18 protein-coding genes are annotated in these 19,588 nt (G+C 64.9%); 6 read left to right on the plus strand and 12 right to left on the minus strand.

Annotated features, from left to right (window positions below):
• From fliF to LQR33_RS19480, 5 genes are all read right to left on the minus strand, one after another.
• Positions 1–1,511 (minus strand): flagellar basal-body MS-ring/collar protein FliF (gene fliF / locus LQR33_RS19460; protein ID WP_231470146.1); only part of this gene is annotated, 1,511 nt, incomplete at its 3' end.
• 51 nt (positions 1,512–1,562) lie between these two features.
• The gene (gene fliE, locus LQR33_RS19465) at positions 1,563–1,886 is read right to left on the minus strand and encodes a flagellar hook-basal body complex protein FliE (RefSeq protein WP_021477700.1); all 324 of its coding nucleotides are present in this window, start codon (positions 1,884–1,886) and stop codon (positions 1,563–1,565) included.
• 2 nt (positions 1,887–1,888) lie between these two features.
• Positions 1,889–3,265: a sigma-54-dependent transcriptional regulator gene (locus LQR33_RS19470; protein WP_231470147.1), complete on the minus strand. Its 1,377-nt coding sequence runs from the start codon at positions 3,263–3,265 to the stop codon at positions 1,889–1,891.
• A gap of 24 nt (positions 3,266–3,289) precedes the next feature.
• Positions 3,290–3,985 (minus strand): chemotaxis protein CheB, encoded by a 696-nt coding sequence (locus LQR33_RS19475; RefSeq protein ID WP_031296543.1) that lies wholly within the window; start codon positions 3,983–3,985, stop codon positions 3,290–3,292.
• Between the two features lie 111 nt (positions 3,986–4,096).
• Positions 4,097–4,669 (minus strand): low molecular weight protein-tyrosine-phosphatase, encoded by a 573-nt coding sequence (locus LQR33_RS19480; protein WP_269326289.1) that lies wholly within the window; start codon positions 4,667–4,669, stop codon positions 4,097–4,099.
• A 466-nt stretch (positions 4,670–5,135) separates the two neighbouring features.
• Between LQR33_RS19480 and LQR33_RS19485 the strand changes: the two genes are divergently transcribed.
• Positions 5,136–5,477, plus strand: a complete 342-nt coding sequence (locus tag LQR33_RS19485; RefSeq protein WP_076226191.1) for a hypothetical protein — start codon at positions 5,136–5,138, stop codon at positions 5,475–5,477.
• A 57-nt stretch (positions 5,478–5,534) separates the two neighbouring features.
• Here LQR33_RS19485 and LQR33_RS19490 read toward each other — a convergent pair whose 3' ends face one another.
• On the minus strand, positions 5,535–6,464 hold the full coding sequence (locus LQR33_RS19490) for a LysR family transcriptional regulator (protein ID WP_231470148.1): 930 nt from the start codon (positions 6,462–6,464) through the stop codon (positions 5,535–5,537).
• 81 nt (positions 6,465–6,545) lie between these two features.
• Between LQR33_RS19490 and LQR33_RS19495 the strand changes: the two genes are divergently transcribed.
• The gene (locus LQR33_RS19495) at positions 6,546–7,529 is read left to right on the plus strand and encodes a bile acid:sodium symporter family protein (RefSeq protein ID WP_231470149.1); all 984 of its coding nucleotides are present in this window, start codon (positions 6,546–6,548) and stop codon (positions 7,527–7,529) included.
• A gap of 45 nt (positions 7,530–7,574) precedes the next feature.
• Here LQR33_RS19495 and LQR33_RS19500 read toward each other — a convergent pair whose 3' ends face one another.
• From LQR33_RS19500 to LQR33_RS19510, 3 genes are read right to left on the minus strand one after another with little or no spacing between them, the layout of a single operon-like run.
• Positions 7,575–8,318, minus strand: coding sequence for an aspartate/glutamate racemase family protein (locus tag LQR33_RS19500; RefSeq protein ID WP_231470150.1), 744 nt, complete (start codon positions 8,316–8,318; stop codon positions 7,575–7,577).
• On the minus strand, positions 8,318–9,508 hold the full coding sequence (locus LQR33_RS19505; protein WP_166441162.1) for a DUF917 domain-containing protein: 1,191 nt from the start codon (positions 9,506–9,508) through the stop codon (positions 8,318–8,320). Before LQR33_RS19505 ends, LQR33_RS19500 begins: the two co-directional genes overlap by 1 nt.
• Positions 9,498–11,825 (minus strand): sigma-54-dependent transcriptional regulator, encoded by a 2,328-nt coding sequence (locus LQR33_RS19510; RefSeq protein ID WP_166441161.1) that lies wholly within the window; start codon positions 11,823–11,825, stop codon positions 9,498–9,500. The genes LQR33_RS19505 and LQR33_RS19510 overlap by 11 nt, the downstream gene beginning before the upstream one ends.
• Here LQR33_RS19510 and LQR33_RS19515 point away from each other — a divergent pair.
• Positions 11,824–12,045: a hypothetical protein gene (locus LQR33_RS19515; protein ID WP_231470151.1), complete on the plus strand. Its 222-nt coding sequence runs from the start codon at positions 11,824–11,826 to the stop codon at positions 12,043–12,045. The two genes, LQR33_RS19510 and LQR33_RS19515, sit on opposite strands and share 2 nt — an antisense overlap.
• A gap of 66 nt (positions 12,046–12,111) precedes the next feature.
• The gene (locus LQR33_RS19520) at positions 12,112–12,813 is read left to right on the plus strand and encodes a hypothetical protein (protein ID WP_231470152.1); all 702 of its coding nucleotides are present in this window, start codon (positions 12,112–12,114) and stop codon (positions 12,811–12,813) included.
• Between the two features lie 4 nt (positions 12,814–12,817).
• Here LQR33_RS19520 and bla read toward each other — a convergent pair whose 3' ends face one another.
• Positions 12,818–13,591, minus strand: coding sequence for a subclass B2 metallo-beta-lactamase (bla, locus tag LQR33_RS19525; protein ID WP_231470153.1), 774 nt, complete (start codon positions 13,589–13,591; stop codon positions 12,818–12,820).
• A 185-nt stretch (positions 13,592–13,776) separates the two neighbouring features.
• Between bla and LQR33_RS19530 the strand changes: the two genes are divergently transcribed.
• On the plus strand, positions 13,777–15,339 hold the full coding sequence (locus LQR33_RS19530; protein ID WP_231179068.1) for a hypothetical protein: 1,563 nt from the start codon (positions 13,777–13,779) through the stop codon (positions 15,337–15,339).
• Between the two features lie 71 nt (positions 15,340–15,410).
• Here the strand turns inward: LQR33_RS19530 and uvrB are convergent, their stop codons facing one another.
• Positions 15,411–17,423 carry an excinuclease ABC subunit UvrB gene (gene uvrB, locus LQR33_RS19535; RefSeq protein ID WP_221666088.1) on the minus strand — a complete coding sequence of 671 codons (2,013 nt, stop codon included), beginning with the start codon at positions 17,421–17,423 and terminating at the stop codon, positions 15,411–15,413.
• Between the two features lie 294 nt (positions 17,424–17,717).
• Between uvrB and LQR33_RS19540 the strand changes: the two genes are divergently transcribed.
• Complete coding sequence (locus LQR33_RS19540; protein ID WP_166441155.1) at positions 17,718–18,587, plus strand: serine hydrolase; 870 nt, start codon at positions 17,718–17,720, stop codon at positions 18,585–18,587.
• A 43-nt stretch (positions 18,588–18,630) separates the two neighbouring features.
• Here LQR33_RS19540 and LQR33_RS19545 read toward each other — a convergent pair whose 3' ends face one another.
• Positions 18,631–19,569, minus strand: coding sequence for a LysR substrate-binding domain-containing protein (locus LQR33_RS19545; protein ID WP_231179069.1), 939 nt, complete (start codon positions 19,567–19,569; stop codon positions 18,631–18,633).
• Positions 19,570–19,588 lie beyond the last annotated feature (19 nt).

Here is a 19,588-nt window from a genome sequence, read left to right on the forward strand (position 1 = left end):
CCCTCCGCGCCGCCCGCAGGCGCAGGCGGCCTGACCAGATCGCGCATGACGGGACGCACCACGCCGAACAGCAAGTACAGCACCGCGATCGCCAGCAGGCCGTACTTGATCAGGCTGGTGCCGTTGCCGCTGACGTAATCAATCACCCGCTCCTGCATGGTGACGGGCTGGGCGTTGTCGGCGAAGGCGGCATTGACCACGTTCAGCGTGTCGCCGCGCCCGGTGTTGTAGCCCATCGCCTCCTTCACCAGATTGTTGATCTGCTGCACTTCCTGCGGCGTCAGCGGCGTCGGCTTCATCTCGCCGCTCTTGTCCGGCATACGCCGATAATTGACCACCACGGCCGCCGACAGGCGCTTGACCACGCCGGTGGGCACCTTGGTGTGCTGTATGGTCTTGTCGACCTCGTAATTGGTGGTGATGTCGCGCTGCAGCGTGCCGCTGGCGCTGACGCCCAGGCCGGACAGATTGGCGGTGCCCGGCGCGGCTCCCGGCGGCAGCGTGATCGGCGCCGACGCTGCGGAAGGCGGCTGGTTGGACAAGGCGCCGGGCACACCGGTGGGGTTCGCCGAGCCGTTGACCAGTTTCTCGCTGATCTGCTGGCTGCGGGTGGCCGAGGGGTTGGGATTGGAATTGGGCCGGTAAGTCTCCGAGGTCTGCTCGGTTTCGGAGAAGTCGACATTGGCCGTCACCTGGGCGCGGGCATTGCCATGGCCGAAGATAGGCTCCAGGATGTCTTCGATCCGCTTGACGTAGCCTTCCTCGATCTGGCGCACGAAGCCCAGCTGGCGCTGATCCAGGCCGGAATTGTCATCAGGGCCGGTTTGCTTGGACAGCAGATTACCGTCCTGATCGACGATGGTGACATTCTTCAGCGGCAGGTTCGGCACCGAACTGGACACCAGGTGCAGAATGCCCGCCACCTGGCCGCCGTCAAGCATTCGCCCCGGATACAGCTGCAGCATCACCGAAGCGGTGGGAGACTGCTGCTCGCGGACGAACACGCTTTGCTTGGGCGTGGCGATGTGGACGCGGGCGCTCTGCACCGAGGAAACGGCCTCGATGGTGCGGGCGAGCTCGCCCTCGATGGAGCGCTGGTAATTGACCTGCTCGGCAAACTGGCTGATGCCGAACTTCTGATTGTCCATCAGTTCGAAGCCGACGCCGCTGGCCTTGGGCAAGCCCTGGGCCGCCAGCTTCAACCGGACATCGTAAACCTTGTCCGCCGGCACAGAAACCACGCCCCCCTCGCCCAACTGATAGGGGATGTTCATCTGCTGCAACGCGGCCGTGACCTGGCCGCCGTCGCGATCGGCCAGATTGGAGAACAGTATCTTGTAGGAAGGCGTGCGGTTGAGGACCACCGCGCCGACGACGACGGCGAAAATCGCGGCCAGCGCCGTAAGGAACAGGATTTTTCGGTTATTCGGCAGCGCCTTGAAGCGGTCACCCGCTTCATTCAGTCGCGCGCGCCAAACTGGAGTAGCGTTTTCTTCTGCCAGATCAGCCATACGGTGGTTTATGGTTTAGGTCCACCGCCGCCGGGCCGTGGCAAGGCAGCGCTAGACTTGAGTATTCATGATTTCCTGATAGGCGCTGACCAGCTTGTTTCGCGCCTGAACCATCGTCTGGAACGACAGGCTGGCTTTCTGCAGCGACACCATCACGTCCTGCAGATTGACCTCCTTGTTGTCGCCCAGCTGAAACTGCTTTTGCATCTCCTCCGATGTCTGCTGCGCCGAATTGACCTGCTCTATCGTTGATTTGAGCACGTCGGAAAAGTCGACCTGCGGCGTCTGCTGAGTCGCCTGCGGCTGTTTGCCTGAAGCCAGCGCCGCCGCGCTTTTCAGCTCGCCCAGCAACTGGTCGATATTATTGACTGACATGGCTACTCCGTGCCATTTCCCTCCGGAACATCTCCACCGGCATCCGCAGCGTCTTCATCACGGTAACGCTGCAATTTGTAGCGCAAAGTGCGCTCGCTGATGCCCAGCTTCTCCGCAGCCAGCTTCTTCACGCCGCCGACTGCCGTCAATGTTTCCAGAATATGGCGTTTTTCAAGGGTTTTCATGTCGGTTTCACCCGACACCGAACTGTCCGACTCGGACTCTGCCCGGGTAAACTGCCCCACGCCTGCAATATCGCCCAGCATCAGATCGGCGGCAAGAATTTCCGCCCCGGCGGCAAGAATGACCGCCCGCTGCACGACATTATCCAGTTCGCGGATGTTACCCTCCCAACTATAGGCCGTCAAATGACGTTCCGCATCCCTGGAAAATACCAAAGACGCCCGCCCGGCGGCCTCCGCATGTTTTTTAAGCAGGAATCGTGCCAATGGCAGGATATCATCCTGGCGCTCGGCCAGCGCGGGTATCCGCAAAGGAAAAACATTCAGACGGAAATACAGGTCTTCCCTGAAATTTCCCGCCTCCACCGCCGCCTGCAAATCGCGGTTGGATGTGGCCAGCACGCGAATGTCCAGCTTGATGGCCCTGGTGCTGCCTATCCGCTCCACTTCGCGCTCCTGCAGCACCCGCAGCAGCTTGGCCTGCAGCGGCAGCGGCATCTCGGTGACTTCATCCAGCAAAATGGTGCCCGCCTGAGCCTGCTCGAACTTGCCGGGCAGCGCCTGCGCCGCGCCGGTGAAGGCGCCGCGCTCATGGCCGAACAGCGTGGACTCCAGCAGGTTGTCCGGGATCGCCGCGCAGTTGACGGCGACGAAAGGCCCGCCGCCGCGCCGGGAATGGCGATGGATGTAACGCGCCAGCACTTCCTTGCCGCTGCCGCTCGGACCGGAAATCATCACGCTGGCGTCGCTCTGCGCCACCCTGCCCGCCAGCGCGAACAACTGACGCATCGCGGCGGATTCCGCCACCACTTCGCCGCCGTCGTCGCCCGGCATCGCCAACAGATGCTTCGCCACCTCGGCGAGCAGGCTCTGCGGCTCGAAGGGCTTAAGCAGATAATGGGCGGCCCCGGCGCGCAACAGCTCGATCGCGCGCTCGATCACGCCATAAGCCGTCATCAGGATGAAAGGCACGCCGGGATAGCGCTTCTTCGCCTCCTCGAACAAATCATAGCCGTCCATCGGCGCCATCTGCGCGTCGGAAATGATCAGCCCCACCGGCTCCTTGGCCAGCTTCAGCAGGGCGGCGCCGCCGTCGGCGGCCTCCAGCGTCGGATAGCCGGCCAGCGACAGCGTGTCGACGATGGCTTCGCGCAAGTCGGCGTCGTCCTCAACCACCAGAATCGGAAGATACTTCATGGAGTCCAATGCTTCTTATTATGGTTACACCGATGGCTGGCGCTGGTGCGCCAGCGTGACCAGCCGCTGGGCGATGCTGCCGAGCGCCAGCACCTCGTGGGTGGCGCCGATGGCGATCGCCTCCTTGGGCATGCCGAACACCACGCAGCTCGTCTCGTCCTGAGCGATGTTCCAGGCGCCGGCCTGCCGCATCTCCAGCATGCCGTTGGCGCCGTCGCGGCCCATGCCGGTCAGGATCACGCCTATGCTGTTCTTGCCGACCAGATTGGCGGCGGAGCGGAACAGCACATCCACCGACGGCCGATGGCGGTTCACCGCCGGGCCGTTGTTCAGCGAGGTGCTGTAGCCTATCGTCGGCGCGCTCTTGATCAATAAATGGGAATGGCCGGGCGCGATGTAGACGGTGCCGGGCTGCAGCCTTTCATTGTCCTCCGCCTCCTTCACCCGCAAGCGGCACAGCGAATCCAGCCGCTGCGCGAACGAATGAGTGAACATTTCCGGCATGTGCTGGGCGATCAGAATCGGCGGCATGTTGGCGGGCAGTGTGGTCAGCAGCGCGCGCAAGGCCTCGGTGCCGCCCGTGGAGGAGCCGATGACGATGACGGTTTGGCTGGCCAGCGGCGTCTTGGTCGGCTGGCGCGGCAGGATCACGTCCGCGCTGTGGCTGGGGACGATTTCCAAAGGAGTCTTGTTCGCTCGCTCTCGCGAAGTCAAGGCCATGTTTTTACCTTGCAGACAGAGTTCGCCCGCGCGGCCGTCGGCTTCGGCCCGCCCAAGCGTGACTGGGTTGTTTCAAATAGCTTAGCAGGAGCGCCGACTCCGGTCAGGCGCTCAACGCAATCCGGCCTCTATCCTGGCCAGCCAGGCGTCGCAGGCGGCCTCCAGCAGGTCCAACACCTGCTCGAAGCCCCGATCGCCGCCGTAATACGGATCCGGCACCTCCCGATCTTGCCCCAACGGCTCCAGCATCAGATGCAGGCGATCGCTCAGTTCCTCGGGACAACGCCGGCGCAGGTCGTCCAGGTTATGGCGATCCGCGGCCAGGATCAGGTCGAAAGCGGAGAAGTCTCCATCAGCCACCTGGCGGGCCCGCTGCGCGGAAAGATCATATCCCCGCCCAGCGGCGGCGCGCATGCTGCGCGCGTCCGGCGGCTCGCCAACGTGATAGCCATGGGTTCCGGCGGAGTCCAGCCGGATCCGGCCCGACCACCCTGTCGCGGCCAGCCGTTTCCGCATCACGCCCTCCGCGGTGGGTGATCGGCAGATATTGCCGTGGCAGACAAAAAGGATGGAGAAAAAATCCTTTCCGCTCATAGAGTTCCCCTTGATGAAATCCAAACTCGCCGCGCAGCGCACGAATTTCCCGCGGATCATGTTTTTAAGCCTGCGCGCGATGCGTGCCATATTGACACGAAAATCAGATGACAGCCAGCAGCCCCACCCTTCCTGGCGACTGCATTTCCTCCTACCGAACTCAGAAAATATATCCTCTGACCAGCATGAAAACCGAATCCGCGCTCAAAAAATCTTCTTATGAATTATTCAGGCACAAGCTGAAATGATTACGCGAAAATTCTGCACCTAATTATCAAAATGCCGAATCCGACATTTCGAAACCTCCATTTCCAATCATTCGACGTGCCAAAAAATCAATGCATCGAAAAACAAAGCTGTACTTTAAGACATGAAATCCATATTTCCCGTCAAAATATCCTCATTCCAGAGATTTATATATTGCGCCGCCGGCCAATTGAAAATACCATGCAGGCGGCATGTCGGTGATGGCTGGCATTAAGAAATCGTCCCGCCATCATTCATATTGCATCCTGCCGTAGCGTTTCTTGACAACCTCATTTCAAGGAGTGGCAACATGGCAAATACCCTGCTTCCCAATCAGGTCCTGGGCATCAACGAATACCTGCTGTCGACCAACGGCGCCTACCAGCTGATTCTGCAAAGCGACGGCAACCTGGTGCTGTACCGGATGGCCAACCACCATCCGCTGTGGGCCTCCAACACCAATGGCAAGGACGCCATGCGCGCCATCATGCAGACCGACGGCAACTTCGTGCTGTACGACTTCCATGGCAAAGCGCTGTGGGCGTCCGGCACCAACGGCAAGCCCGGATGTTTCGTCACCATGCAAGATGACGGCAACCTGGTGATCTACGAACCGAAGATCCCGGTTTGGGCATCCAACACCGCCCAGTAAGCTCTGAATAGCCCGGACGTGCCAATACGGCGGCGTCCGGGCGCCTGTCCTTCCCGATCAAAATCTCCCCTCCTCCACTACCCGCTGTGCCAGCGTCTGCAATTGCCCTCTCATCTCTAACACCAGCCGCCATACGCGCTCCGCGGCAGGCGACAGCGTGCGGTTGCGCCGGCGGATCAAGACAATGCGGCGGCTGGCGCGCGGCGACAAGCGGCGCGCGATCAGGCCGCAGTTTTCCGGCAATGGCATGGCCAGCCCCGGCGACACGCTGACGCCGATGCCGGCGGCCACCATGCGGAACACCGAATTGGAATGGCCCAACTGCTGCGCCACCGGGCAATCCAGGCCATGTTCGCGCAGCAATTGATCTATCAGCGACCGGCTGCCGGAGCTGTCATCCAACAACACCAGCGCCTCGCCATCCAACTGCCCCCACTCCACCGACTCGCTCGCGGCCAGTCGGTGATCGGCGCGGCACACCAGCCAGAAGTCGTCGACCAGCACCGTTTCCTGTTCCAGATCGTCGCAGGGCTCCGGCTCCACCACCAGGCCGAAGTCCACCTCGCCGCCGCGCACCGCCGCGACATTCAGGCGCTGGACCTGATCATGCAGGCGCAGGCCCAGTTGCGGATAGCGTTCGCGGCAGGCGGAAACGATGGCCGGCATCAGGCTAGCCGACAGCGTCGGGCTGCTGGCGACGTGGACGCTGCCCAGTGCCTGCTCGCTCTCCTTGCGCGCGGCGTCCAGCACCTCGTCCAACTCCTCCAGCGCCCGCCTGAGCTTGGGCAGCAGCCGCGCGCCGGCCGCGGTCAACGCCACTTCGCGGGTGGTGCGGTCCAGCAGGCGCAATGCCAGCGCCTGCTCCAGCTCCCGCACCGTGCGGCTGACCGCCGGCTGGGTCAGGCCCAGCTCATCGCCGGCCCGGCTGAAACTGGCGTGCTCGGCCACCCGGCAGAAGGCTCTTAGCTGTCTCAGCGTGAAATTCATAAAAATATCTTTTTAATTGATCAAATAAATGCATTTGTATTCTTAATTAATCCGCGCTTCAATAGCAAGATCAAACAACGAATGCCTGATGCCATGCCCAAGCTGTTGGATTCTTTCACCCTGGCCTTGCTGGCCACCGTCGCGCTGGCCAGCCTGCTGCCCTGCTCCGGCCAGACCGCGCAAATCTTCAACCTGGCCACCAATCTGGCGATCGGCCTGCTGTTCTTCCTGCACGGCGCCAAGCTGTCGCGCGAGGCGGTGGTGGCTGGCGCCGGCCACTGGCGGCTGCACCTGACCGTGCTCGCCTGCACTTTCGCGCTGTTCCCGCTGCTGGGCCTGCTGCTCAAGCCGGTGCTGACGCCGCTGGTGACGCCGGAGCTATACCTGGGCGTGCTCTATCTGTGCATGCTGCCGTCCACCGTGCAGTCATCGATCGCCTTCACCTCGATGGCCCAGGGCAATGTCCCGGCCGCCATCTGCAGCGCCACCGCATCCAATCTGCTGGGCATCTTCATCACGCCGCTGCTGGTGGGCTGGCTGGTGGCCAGCCACGGCGGCGCGGCGCAGAACATGGGGTCTGCGCTGGACATCGTCTACCAGTTGCTGCTGCCCTTCATCGCCGGCCAGATCGCCCGCCGCTGGATAGGCGGCTGGGTGGACAAGCACAAGGCCATGCTGAAATACGTGGACCAGGGATCGATTCTGATGGTGGTGTACACCGCGTTCAGCGCGGCGGTGATCAGCGGGCTATGGCAACAGACACCGGCGGCGGCGCTGGCCGGCCTGCTGGCGGTCAACGCCATCCTGCTGGGCCTGTTGCTGGCGATCACCTCGCTGGCCGGCCGCAAGCTGGGCTTCAGCCGCGAAGACCGGATCACCATCTTGTTCTGCGGCTCGAAGAAGAGCCTGGCAAGCGGCGTGCCGATGGCCAAGGTGCTGTTCGCCGGCCACGCGATCGGCGCCATCGTGCTGCCCTTGATGCTGTTCCACCAGATCCAGCTGATGGTGTGCGCGATGCTGGCCCAGCGCTTCCGCAAGCGGCACCTGGCCGAAGCCCGCGCCTGAAAGCAAAAATCCCCGCTGCGGCGGGGATTTTTCATCGACACGCCGTCAAACCTGCCGCGACAGCGAGGTGATCACCGGCAGCGACTCCTTGCCGTAGCACAGCCGGCTGGGGCGCACCTTCATCCTCACCAGCGACAGCAGCAGGCTGAAGCCGGCCTGGTTGGGATCGATCACCGGCACATAGCAGCCCAGCGTCGCCTCCAGCAGCTGCTCCACCCGGCGCGCCACGCCGACGAAGCCGGTGCAGCCAAGCAGAATGGACTGCGCGCCGTCGCGGCGGACAGCCTCCAGCGCGCACTCGTACACCTTGGGCACCACCACATCCATATTGGACAGTTGGTCCACCGGGCAGTCTATCGCCCGGATCGAGCTGAACGAATCCTGCAAGCCGTAAGCCTGGACATGGCCATGCTGCATCGCCAGCGTCGACTGCAGCACTGTGACGATGGAGAAGCGCTGGCTGAGCAGCAGCGCGCTGAACGCCGCCGTCGGAAAGCCGCCGACGATGGGGATGTTCACCGCCTCGCGCGCGGCCTCGACGCCGCACATGTCGAAATCGCTGAGCCAGATGCCGTCGAAACCCTCGCGTTCCAGCTGCAGCGCCGTCTCCACCACGGCCAGGCCATTGGCCAGCCAGTCGATGCGGTCCTGGATATGGCTGGTGCCGCGCGGCAGGTTGCGAACCTCCACCTCGACGTCGGCCGGGATCACCGAGCGGATGGATTCCAGTATCGGCTGGTTGAAGGTGTCCACGCCCACCGGCACCAGCACGCAGATGCGCAAGCTCATCACGCGCCCTCCCGGCCAGCGTCCACCGGCGCGTACGGCCCCAGATAGCCAAGCTGCGCCAGTTCGTCGGCGAAACTCTGCAGGATCAGGCCCTTGCGCAGCGGCGCGGCAGCCGGCAGCGCGATCACCGCCGCCTTGCGGCCGCGCACCGCCGGGTCCAGGCCGTGGTCATCGCCCGACAGGTCGCCATTGCTGAACACATGCTGGCCATCGCCTTCGACAAAGTAGCTGATGGCGTCCGGCGCGGTCGCCAGCGGATGGGAAACCGCGCTATCCCAAGCCAGCAGCGATTCGTTCTGGTACAGCACCGTGCAACGGCGCTCGCCGTCCTCCAGGCTCACCTTGCCTAGGTCGAAGCCGCCGGCGGTGGTCACCTCGGACGACGCCAGCGTCGCCGGGCCGAACAGCAGCTTGCCCTTGATGTCGAGCTCGCGGCGCAGGAAGTCCAGCATCGCCTCCGCGGTCTTCACCTCGCCGTCCTGCAGCGCGCGGCCCAGCTTCAGCGCCCGGCTCAGCGTGCCTCGCACCGGCAGCGCGCTGCCCAGTTGCTCCGGCGACATGATCCACATCGCCAGGCCGCCGAATTGGCCGAACTGCGGATTGGTCAGAATGGGGCGCAGCATCTGCTCCACCACGGTGGAAACGTCTTCCTGCGGCTTGCCGTCCGGCGGCGGCATGCGCACGCCCAGCTCCACGCACAAGCCGCTCTCGCCGGCCAGAAAAGCCGGCGTCGGCGGCACGCCTGCAGCGGCGTAGGTCAGCATCGGCAAGGACGGCACCGCGCGGCCGGCGCCGTCGGCGTCCACCACCGCCAGCCCCAGCTTGGCCGCCACCAGGCTGGCCACCACGAAACCCAGCGCGCCGCTTTCCGGCGCCGCCACGTAGGCCAGCTTGCGCCCCTGCGACTCCAGCCGTTGCTGCGCGGCGCGCGCGGCCTCCACCGGCCCGTTCGGCCATTGCACCTGGTTGATCGCATCCGGCGCGCCCATATAGGCCACCATCACGCAGTCGCCGTCGGTCGCCTCGTCCACGTCCACTACTCGCAGCTTGTCCGTCGGATAATAATCGCCGCTGCGGAAATTCGCCGCCAGATGGCGGGCGGAGATCATCGTCCCGCCGCCGCCGCTGCCGAAAAAGCACGCGCCTTGCAGCAAAGGTTCCAGATCGCGGGATGAAAGTTCAAAAGCCATGGCTTGCACCTGTTGTTGCGTTGTGGTCGGCGCGGCCGCCCGGCAAGCCGCCGAGCAGGCGACGCGCCCTTTGCAGCACGGGGTGGGCCGGCTCCCCGCGGCCATCGCAGGCCCGCAAGGTGGTTTCCAGCATCTCCCGCGCCTGTTCTTCCCTGCCCGACACGGCCAAAAGGTCCGCCAGCCGGGCCGCGGCCTCCACCCTGGGCGGCACCGCGCCCAAGGCTTCCGCGGTGGTCAATGCGCTGCGCAAGCCTTGCTCGGCGCCGGCGGCATCGCCCTGCGCCCTCAGCGCGCTGGCGCGCGCGATCAGCAACTCGCCCAGATAGGCGCGCTCCTTGTGCGCCATCGCCAGCTCCAGCGCCTGCTCGGCCAGCGCCCTGCTCTCTGATGCCCGTCCCGACGCCAACAACAGCTCGCAACGCCGCCAGGCGTAGAAGGAGTGGAACAGCTTGCCGCCATGCCGCAGCATCTGCCCCTGGTAGCCCTCTTGCATCGCGGCCTCCGCCTCCTCGTTACGACCGCTGCGGGCCATATGGCAACCAAGGAAAAACTGAGCGACGCCCTGGTAGAAAGCGAAGCCGTGCTGCCGGGACAGCTGCTCCATCTGCGCCGCCAGATCGCCCAGCGACTCGTCTTCGAACAGGCAGGCCAGCCATACCGCACCCTGCAGCGCGATGGCATGGCTGAAGGGCTGATCCTCGCCGGCCCGCCTCGCCAGCAGAGCCTCCAGCGCGCACCGCGCCCGGGCGAACTGCCCCAGCTGGAAGGCCGCCAGCCCCTCGAAGGTCAGCACCAGCCCGCTCAGATCGAAACCCTGGGTGCCCATGCGCCGCCCCGGGCCGCCGCCCAGCAAGCCGCCCCGCTCCAGGCAGGCCAGCACTTCGGCGTGGTCGCCCAGCCAGAACAGGGTGTTGGCCATCACGAAATGGGCGTCGGCCAGCGCGCTGGCGTCGCCAGCCGCCTGGCCGCGCTGCAGCATCTGCTGCGCGGTGCCGCGCGCCCGGTCCAGCTCCAGCGACATCAGCTGGCTGGTCCAGATGCCGAACAGGATGGACATGATCTCCGGCTCGCAATCCAGCTCCCTGCCCACCTCCAGCGCCGCCTCGTAGCAGGACAGCGCCTCGCCATTGGACCAACCATGCCGCGCGCTGTGGCAAATGCCCAACTGGCGCAACAGGTGGAAATGCTCCTCCCTCGCCTCCTGCTGCAGCGCGGCCTCCTCAAGCAAGGTCAATCCGCGCGACAGGGTTCTGGCCGCCTGCTCGAGATCGCCAGCCTCCAATAGCCGGCCGCCGTCCTCCAGCAGCCGGCGCAGCGTCTGGCGCTTGTCCTCGCGCGCGCCCAGCCGGCGCTCCACCACCTTGCGCCCCACGCCCAGCATGCGCGCGGCCGCGGCCTTGTTGCCCCGGCACAGCTGCAGCGCGCGGTTGAGCAGCAAAGTTTCCGCCGCCGCCAGCTTGTCCTCGCCCGGCAGGGCCAGCATCGCGTCCGCTAACTCATCCGCGTCGGCCTGCCACGGATGAGCGTGCGGCTCGAGGAATTCATCCAGCGCCGCCGCCGTGATCAGCGGACCGTCGGACAGCACGCCCAGCCTGTCCACCAGGCTGCGCAGCTGGCGCACGTTGCCGGGCCAGCGGCTGTTCTGCAGCCGCGACACGGCGTCGGGAGCGAAGCGCAGCGGGCGCGGCTGCATCGCGGAGAAATGTTCGACCAGAGAAGGGATGTCGTCGCGGCGCTGCTCCAGCCCAGGCAGGCTGAGCACGAATACCGACAAGCGGTAGTACAGATCCTCGCGAAAACGGCCATCGCGCACCGCCGCCTGCAGATCCCGATGGGTTGCGGCCACCACGCGGCCGGCGAAATGCTGCGGCTCGGCCGAACCAAGCGGGCGGAAGCTGCGCGTTTCCAGCACCCGCAGCAGCTTGGGCTGCAAGGCCAGCGGCAGTTCGCCGATCTCGTCCAGAAACAACGTGCCCCGCCCCACCTGGGCCAGCAGGCCGACGCGGCTGCCTTGCGCGCCGGTGAAGGCGCCGCGGGCGTGGCCGAACAGCTCGGCCTCCATCAGGTGCTCGGGAATCGCCGCGCAGTTCAGATCGATGAAAGGCTGGCCCGCCACCTGGCTGTGGCGGTGCAGCTCATGGGCGATGACTTCCTTGCCGGCGCCGGTGGGGCCCCAGATCAACACCGTCTTGTCGGTCGGCGCCACCCGCCGCACCAGCTGCAGCAAACGCTGGAAAACCGCCGACTGGCCTATCGCCCGCTCGGCCGGACCAGGCGGGGCGGAAAGCGGAGAAACATCATGCGCGGGAATGTCCATGGCGACCTTGAGCAAAGGACGCGCCAGGCTGGCGCGCCGAATATGGCAAGGCATTATGCCAACGACTTTCAAAATGACAAGAAAGATGAGCGGAGATAGCGTCCGGATTCATCCATCAAAAAATCGAAAAATGGACGAATTCGTCCACCAGGAGGGGAAACAAATCGGGACAAGCGCAATGAATACAATACTTTACAAACTGGCACGCTTGCTGCTGTAGACAGCCGATGCCTCTGCAGCGGCCACAGCCGCCCGGCAGCGAAAAAAACACACCCGGACATTGGGCATGAACGCTCGCTACACCATCAATATTCTCAACAACAGCCGACACGCTCAGGACTTCTTCCTGTTTCAGGAACCCGCCCGCTACACCGGCGCGGACAGCGCCGTCTACAGCAACAGCCTTTACCACCGGACGCTGCCGCCGATCTCCGAAACCGGCTCCATCCTGATTCTGGAGCTGCTGTCTTCCAGCTTCGCCGCCGCGCAGGCCCGCCTTGATCCGGCGCCGCGCGCCGGCCTTCCCTCCGGCCAGGCCATGTCCTGCCAGCCGGTGCGCGCCTCGCGCTCAGGCTTGCCCTCCCCCAACGCGGTCACCATGAGCCTGGACCCCGAACCGGAACTGAGCGCCCCCCGCCACCACCCCGACGTGGACGAGGAAGCGTTCCGCATCAGCATTCCCCACTACGACGCAGGACGGCGGCCCTGCAATGTCGGCCAGGCGGTGCGCACCGGCGACGGCCGCATGGTGCTGTCCAGTTTCATCGACGCCCAGCCGGACAGTCACATCGATTGCGCGCCGCTGCCGCGCTTCTATGCCGGCGTCGGCCGCCGCCACGCCGGCACCGTCATCGACTTCGACCACAGCCGGGACGGCGCGGCGCTCTGCGACGCCAGCGAAGGCCACACCACCTTCAACCTGATCTACGATCATCGCGGCGACTGGATCGTCGAGGCCGTCAAGGGCCGGCCCGCCTGGCTAGGCTGAACTCTCAGCGGGCCGGCGACGCCTCATCCGACGCCTGCCGCTTCAATAGCCGGCGGTAGTGGTCGATCAACTCCGGACCATGCAGGGCGTCCAGATGGCCGGCGATGATGGTATCGATGTCCAGCCCGCTGAGCGCCAGCCTGTCCAGCGTTTTCGGGTATTCGTTCAGATCGGCGTAATGGAGGTTGCCCAGTTCCCGCTTGAGAATGCAGTTGCCGTACAGCACCTTCTCCTCCGGGAAATAGACGAAAATGCCGTCGCGGGTATGCGCCGCGCCCAGATGGAAAGCCTTGACCTTGCCGCCCTGCAGTTCGAAGTCGCCGGGAAACACCTGATCAGGCATGGAGGCGGGCAGCGCCGGATAATCCGGAAAACCCTGGCGGGTAAAAGCGACGATGTCGTCCCAGCCGCGGCTCATCTCGTCGGCCGTCTGCTGAGTGGCGACGATGCGGGCGCCGATAGACTTCCAGTACGCGTTGCCGCCGGCCCGGTCGGTGTGATAGTTGGGATTGATCACCTCGGCGATGGGTTTGTCGGTGACCGCGCGTATTTGCCGCGCCAGCTCGCGGGCGGTGTCCGGCGTCCAGGTGGCGCCTACCACCGTCACATGCTCCGCGCCGACGTATACCGCCGAGTTCTCCTTGGCGTAATAGTCGTCTTCCACCACGTACACGCCGCCCTTCAGGTGCTTGAGGCTCAGGCTGCCCTGCGCCGCGCAGGCTCCGGCCGCCAGCGCCAGGCCCAGCAGCGCGCCGGCAAATTTAAACATTCTGTGCATTTTATTTTCCATTTATATTTCAAATAAAGGCGATAATTTCCCGAATTTCCATTCTTGGGAGAACTCGCCGCTCGCCTGCCGCTCCAAAATCACGGTTCCTGCCAAACCTTGATCTTGGCAAGATTCTAGCCAGCCCGGCCCGGCGGGGTAAACCGCGCGGTCCGTAACTGCTGTAACCTGAAATAATGACCGCCGACGCCATCCATTTCGAACTCACCCCGCCCTACCGCCATGCCGGCAAACCCGCACGTTTCCAATCACTGTGGCTGCTGGTCCGGCTTTACTACGCCGCGGCCCACGAAGACGGCATGGTGGCGGTCGCCGCGCTGCGCCAGCGCTTTCCGGCCAGCCGGACGCCGCGCATGCTGGTTTCCCGCGCCTTCGCCGACTTCGCCGCCTGGGGCGTGGAGGCCGGCTGGGGCGCGCCTCGGCGCGAAACCGCCTCCTTGCTCAATCCGGATGGGCGCAGCCGCGGCCCTTTCTGGCTGGCCTCTGACGACATGGCCCGGCTGGAATTTCTGGCGGACGGACTGCCGGCAGACCGCCGGCAGCTGGAACAATTCCTCGGCCTGGAGCCGGCCGCGGCGGAAGCTCCCGATTCCATTTCGCAACTGGAGGCGCTGACCCGCGGCCTGGATTACTGGAGCCAGCTCACCCAGGCGATCCGCGACGAGCGCGACGGCATGGGCAGGGTGGCGGGCCCGCAGGTGGCGGCCTCCTTCCATGCCGCCAGCCTGGCCGCGCACAACGATTTCCAGCAGGCGCTGGCCCTGACCAAGGAAAGCCTGGCCTGGCGCCGCGGCGCGCAATTCGACGACAGCCGGCTAGCGCTGAAAAAACTGGGGCAGGTGCTGGACGGCCGCCGCTTCGAAACCGCCCAGCCCACCTTCTCCGCCATGGCCTGCATCGCCCGCGCCTGGGACCACTACGCGCGCGGCGAGCCAGACGGCGCCGAGGCCTGCCTCGCGCAACTGCGCAATCCGGGAGAGCTGCAGCCGGTCTATCGCTACAACCCCCGCGTGCGCTTCGAATGCCTGAACCTGGGCGCGTTGTTGCACAAGCAGGCCGCCATCGCAGGACAAGCGCCGGAACGCGCCGAAGCGGCGCTGCGGGACCTGGCCGGCGCGCTGGAAGCCGCCTACGAGGCGGACTCCATCGACGCCGCCCAGCACGTGGCGGCCAATCTTGGCTGGTGCCTGTGGCTGTTCTGGAAGCAGGCGCTGGTCGATCCGCAACGCGCGCTGCCGGTCACGGACATGCAACGGCTGGCGATACGCTGGCTGGGGTTGTCGGAATGGATTTGCGATCGCTTCGGCGTCGGCAACGGCTCGGCGTGGAACGTCGTCTTCCTGCTGCGCATCGCCCGCGGCGATTGCCCGCGGACCAAGTGCCCGGCGCTGGCGGGCTTCCAGGCCGCGCGGCCGTTCCCGCTGCAGGAGATGCGCCGCGCGCTGGCCCTGTCGCCCTGCCCGTTTTCCGCCGCCAAGGGCTACCGCAGCTGGACCGCCGTCGCCGAGCTGACGCTGGACGAGCACGACCAGGGCCGGCTGCCGCTGACGCCGCTGCAACTGGCCAATCTGCTGCTGGAAACGCTGTGGTTCCAGGCCTGGGAAGGCGGCGTCAGCCGGCAGGCCTGTGCCAGCGCGTTGCGCCTGAAACAGCTGCTGCCGCAACTGCGGCGCGGCGAGCGCAGCTTCTTCCGCGACGAGCTGGCTTTCCTGCCGCAGGAGTTGCTGGAGCTGGCCTGAACAGTCTGCTCGGCCAAAAAGACGCAAAAAACCCCGCGTCGCCGACGCGGGGTTCAACGAACGAAGCCGGCTCACAGCTCGCTGAGCCAGGCTTTTTCCTTCAATTGCTTCAATTCGTCGCGGATGCGCGCCGCCCGCTCGAACTCCAGATTGCGCGCGGCCTCCAGCATTTCCTTCTCCAGCCGCTTGATCTCCTTGGACAGCGTCTTCTCGTCCATCATCGCCACCTTGGCCTCATCCACCAGCTTCTTACGCTCGGCTTCGACGCTGTAGACGCCGTCGATGATGTCCTTGACCTTCTTCTCCACGCCGCGGGGGATAATGCCGTGCTCGGCGTTGAACGCCATCTGCTTGGCGCGGCGGCGCTCGGTCTCGTCCATCGCCTTGCGCATGGAATCTGTGATGCGGTCGGCGTAGAGCAGCGCACGTCCATTCAGGTTCCGCGCGGCGCGGCCTATGGTCTGGATCAGGCTGCGCTCGCTTCGCAGGAAGCCTTCCTTGTCGGCGTCCAGGATCGCCACCAGGCTCACCTCGGGAATGTCCAGGCCCTCGCGCAGCAAGTTGATGCCGATCAGCACGTCGAACATGCCCAGGCGCAAGTCGCGGATGATCTCCACCCGCTCGACGGTGTCGATGTCGCTGTGCAGATAGCGCACCTTGATGCCGTGCTCGGTGTAGTAGTCGGCCAATTGCTCCGCCATGCGCTTGGTCAGCGTGGTGACCAGCACCCGCTCGCCGCGCTCCATCCGGTCGCGGATTTCGGACAGCAGGTCGTCCACCTGGGTTGCCACCGGACGGATCTCGATCTGCGGGTCCACCAGGCCGGTCGGCCTCACCACCTGCTCCACCACCTGGCCGGCGTGGTCCTTCTCGTACACCGCCGGCGTGGCCGAGACGAAGATGGTCTGCGGCATCAACTGCTCGAACTCGTGGAACTTCAGCGGCCGGTTGTCGGCGGCCGACGGCAGGCGGAAGCCGTACTCCACCAGATTGGCCTTGCGCGCGGCGTCGCCTTTATACATCGCGCCCACCTGCGGCACGGTGACGTGGCTCTCGTCGATGAACATCAGCGCGCTCTTCGGCAGGTAATCGATCAGCGTCGGCGGCGGATCGCCCGGACCGCGGCCGGAAAAGTGGCGCGAGTAGTTTTCGATGCCCTTGCAGAAGCCCATCTCGTACAGCATTTCCAGGTCGAAGCGGGTGCGCTGCTCGATGCGCTGCGCCTCCACCAACTTGCCCTCTTTCTGATACCACTCGATGCGGTAGCGCAGCTCGTCCTTGATCTGCTCGCAGGCGCGCAGCACGGTGTCGCGCGGCGTCACGTAGTGGCTGGACGGGAACACGGTGAAGCGGCCGACGCGCTGTTTCGTCGTACCAGTCAACGGATCGAACAGCGTCAGCGTTTCAACCTCGTCGTCGAACAGGCTGACGCGCAGCGCGGTGTCGCTGCTTTCCGCCGGGTAGATGTCGATCACGTCGCCGCGCACGCGGAAGGTGCCGCGGCCGAAGTCCAGGTCGTTGCGGCTGTACTGCATCGTGGTCAGCCGGCTGATGATGTCGCGCTGCGGCGTGGTCTCGCCTTCCTTCAGGTGCAGGATCATCTGGTGGTAGTCGGACGGGTCGCCGATACCGTAAATCGCCGACACCGTCGCCACGATGATGCAGTCGGGACGTTCCAATATCGACTTGGTGGCCGACAAGCGCATCTGCTCGATGTGCTCGTTGATGCTGGAATCTTTTTCGATGAACAGATCGCGGCTGGGAACGTAGGCTTCCGGCTGGTAGTAATCGTAGTAGGAGACGAAGTATTCCACCGCGTTGTGCGGGAAGAATTCGCGCATCTCGCTGTACAGCTGCGCCGCCAGCGTCTTGTTGTGCGCCATGATGATGGCCGGCCGTCCCGTCTGGGCGATGACGTTGGCCATGGTGTAGGTCTTGCCGGAGCCGGTCACGCCCAGCAGAGTCTGGTAGGACAAGCCGTCGGACAAGCCCTCCACCAGCTTCTCGATGGCGGACGGCTGGTCGCCGGCCGGCGGGAAAGGCTGGTTCAGTTGAAACGGACTGTCGGGAAAAGTGAGCAGCATGGCGGCCCCGGAGCAATGGCGAAAAGATTGATTTTACGCCCATATCCGCCCGATCTCACCTCCCGTTTCCCGATCCCCGGCAAAGGACCGCCAGGCAAGGGAAAGCCGCCGCCGCCGCCACTCGAGAAAAACCGCATTTTTGCCCTACACAGAGCCGAGACATTGTTTAAAATGCAAACAGGACGCAGCGGGTGCCTGCAACAAATGATGCCAACATCTTGACTGATTTTGCCTGCAGATGCCGTGAAGATGCCGTCCGGTTTCCTCCAAAATAAGCGCACAGTGGAGTGACGCATGATCAAGAAAATCGCAAGCCTGCTGGTATCGGCGGCCCTGGCCATGCCGGTGCTGGCGGCTTCGCCCCAAGGCGTGCTGGTAGCCAGCGAAATGTCCGGCTACACCGCCCCCAGGCTCAATTCCCATTCGGTGCTGATCCTCAATGGTCTGACCGGAGAAGCTCTCTATGAAAAGAACGCCCACCAGCGCATGCCGATCGCGTCCATCAGCAAGCTGATGACGGCGATGGTGCTGCTGGATTCGGGCGTGTCGCTGGAGCAGCAGGTCACGGTGTCCGACGCCGAGATCGACCGTCTGAAGCACACCACCTCGCGGCTGGCGGTCGGCACCACGCTCAGCCGGCAGGAAATGCTGCTGCTGGCGCTGATGTCGTCGGAAAACCGCGCCGCCGCCACCCTGGCGCGCACCACCTTCACCGGTGGCACTTCCATTTTCGTCGAGCGGATGAACCACAAGGCGCAGAGCCTGGGCATGACCGAAACCATCTTCCACGATCCCACCGGCCTGGACGTGCGCAACACCTCCACCGCCGCCGATCTGGCCAAGATGGTGCAGGCCGCGCAGAAATATCCGCTGATCCGCGAATTCACCACCACCGAGCGGCACCAGATCGTATCGGTGCGCAACCGCGTGCTGCAGTACAAGAACAGCAACGCGCTGGTTCGCGAAGGCGGCTGGGACATCGCGGTGCAGAAGACAGGCTACATCCAGGAAGCGGGCCGCTGCATGGTGCTGCAGGCTGTGGTCGGCTCGCAGCCGCTGATCTTCGTGCTGCTGGATGCCGGCGCCAGCTCCGCGCGCGTCAACGACGCCAAGAACATCAAGATCTGGCTGGAGTCCCATCCCGGCAGCTGGCTGGCGGGATGATCCGCAAGCGACTCCCGACCGGGCCGGCCATGCCGGCCCTTTTTCATGGCCCCCGCGCGTCCGGCCCGCATGCCGCCAGCTGCCGCCACACCCAGTCGTGCGCGGCCGAACCCGCGTGCCGGCGATGGCGGTACAGCTTCAAGCGGTATGGCGGAATGGCGAAGGGCGCAGGATACAGCCTCACCCCGGCGGCTTCGGCCAAGCGCAGCGCCGCGCGCCTGGGCAGCGTCATGATCAGCTCGCCGCCGCCGATGATGAACGGCGCCGCCAGCACCGACGGCAGCTGCAGCGCCACCTCCCTCGCCAGCCCCAGCCTCTCCAGCACCAGGTCCACCACGCCGCGCGGCTCGTTCCACGGCGTCACCACCGCGTGCCGCTCCGCCAGATAGGACTCCAGACTCAGATCATTACGAATGCGCGGATGGCTGCGGCTGACGATGGCCACATACTCCTCCTCCGGCCAGTCGAATTCCTCAATATCCGCCGGCGGCGGCCCGCCCTCTTCCGAATAACCGAGCGCGAAATCCAGGCTGCCGGCCAGCAGCGCGTCCAGCGGCACCTTGCGCTCCGCCTGCACCACGCGAAAGCTCAAACGCGGCGCCAGCGATTGCATCCGGCTCAGAAAACCGGGCAGCACCGCGAAAGCGGTGTAATCGGTGGCGGCCAGCACGAAACGGCGCTCGCTGCGGGACGGGTCGAAATCCGCGCCCCGGCTCAAGCCGTCTGACAGCAGCGCCAATGCCGCCTCCACCACCGGCGCCAGTTGCTCCGCCCTGGCGGTGGGCCGCATTCCGCCGCCCACCCGCACGAACAGCTGGTCGCCCAGAGCCAGGCGCAGCCGCGACAGCGCGTGGCTGCAGGCGGAAGCGCTGATCGCCAGGCTGTCCGCCGCGGCCTGCACCGAGCCGGTGCGGAACAAGGCGTCCAGCAGCAACAGCAGATTGAGATCCAGCCCGCGCAGACTTGGATGAATATTTTTCATTTTCACCTGAAAACAATGC

Source organism: Chromobacterium piscinae, assembly GCF_021129175.1.
Lineage (GTDB): Bacteria > Pseudomonadota > Gammaproteobacteria > Burkholderiales > Chromobacteriaceae > Chromobacterium > Chromobacterium piscinae.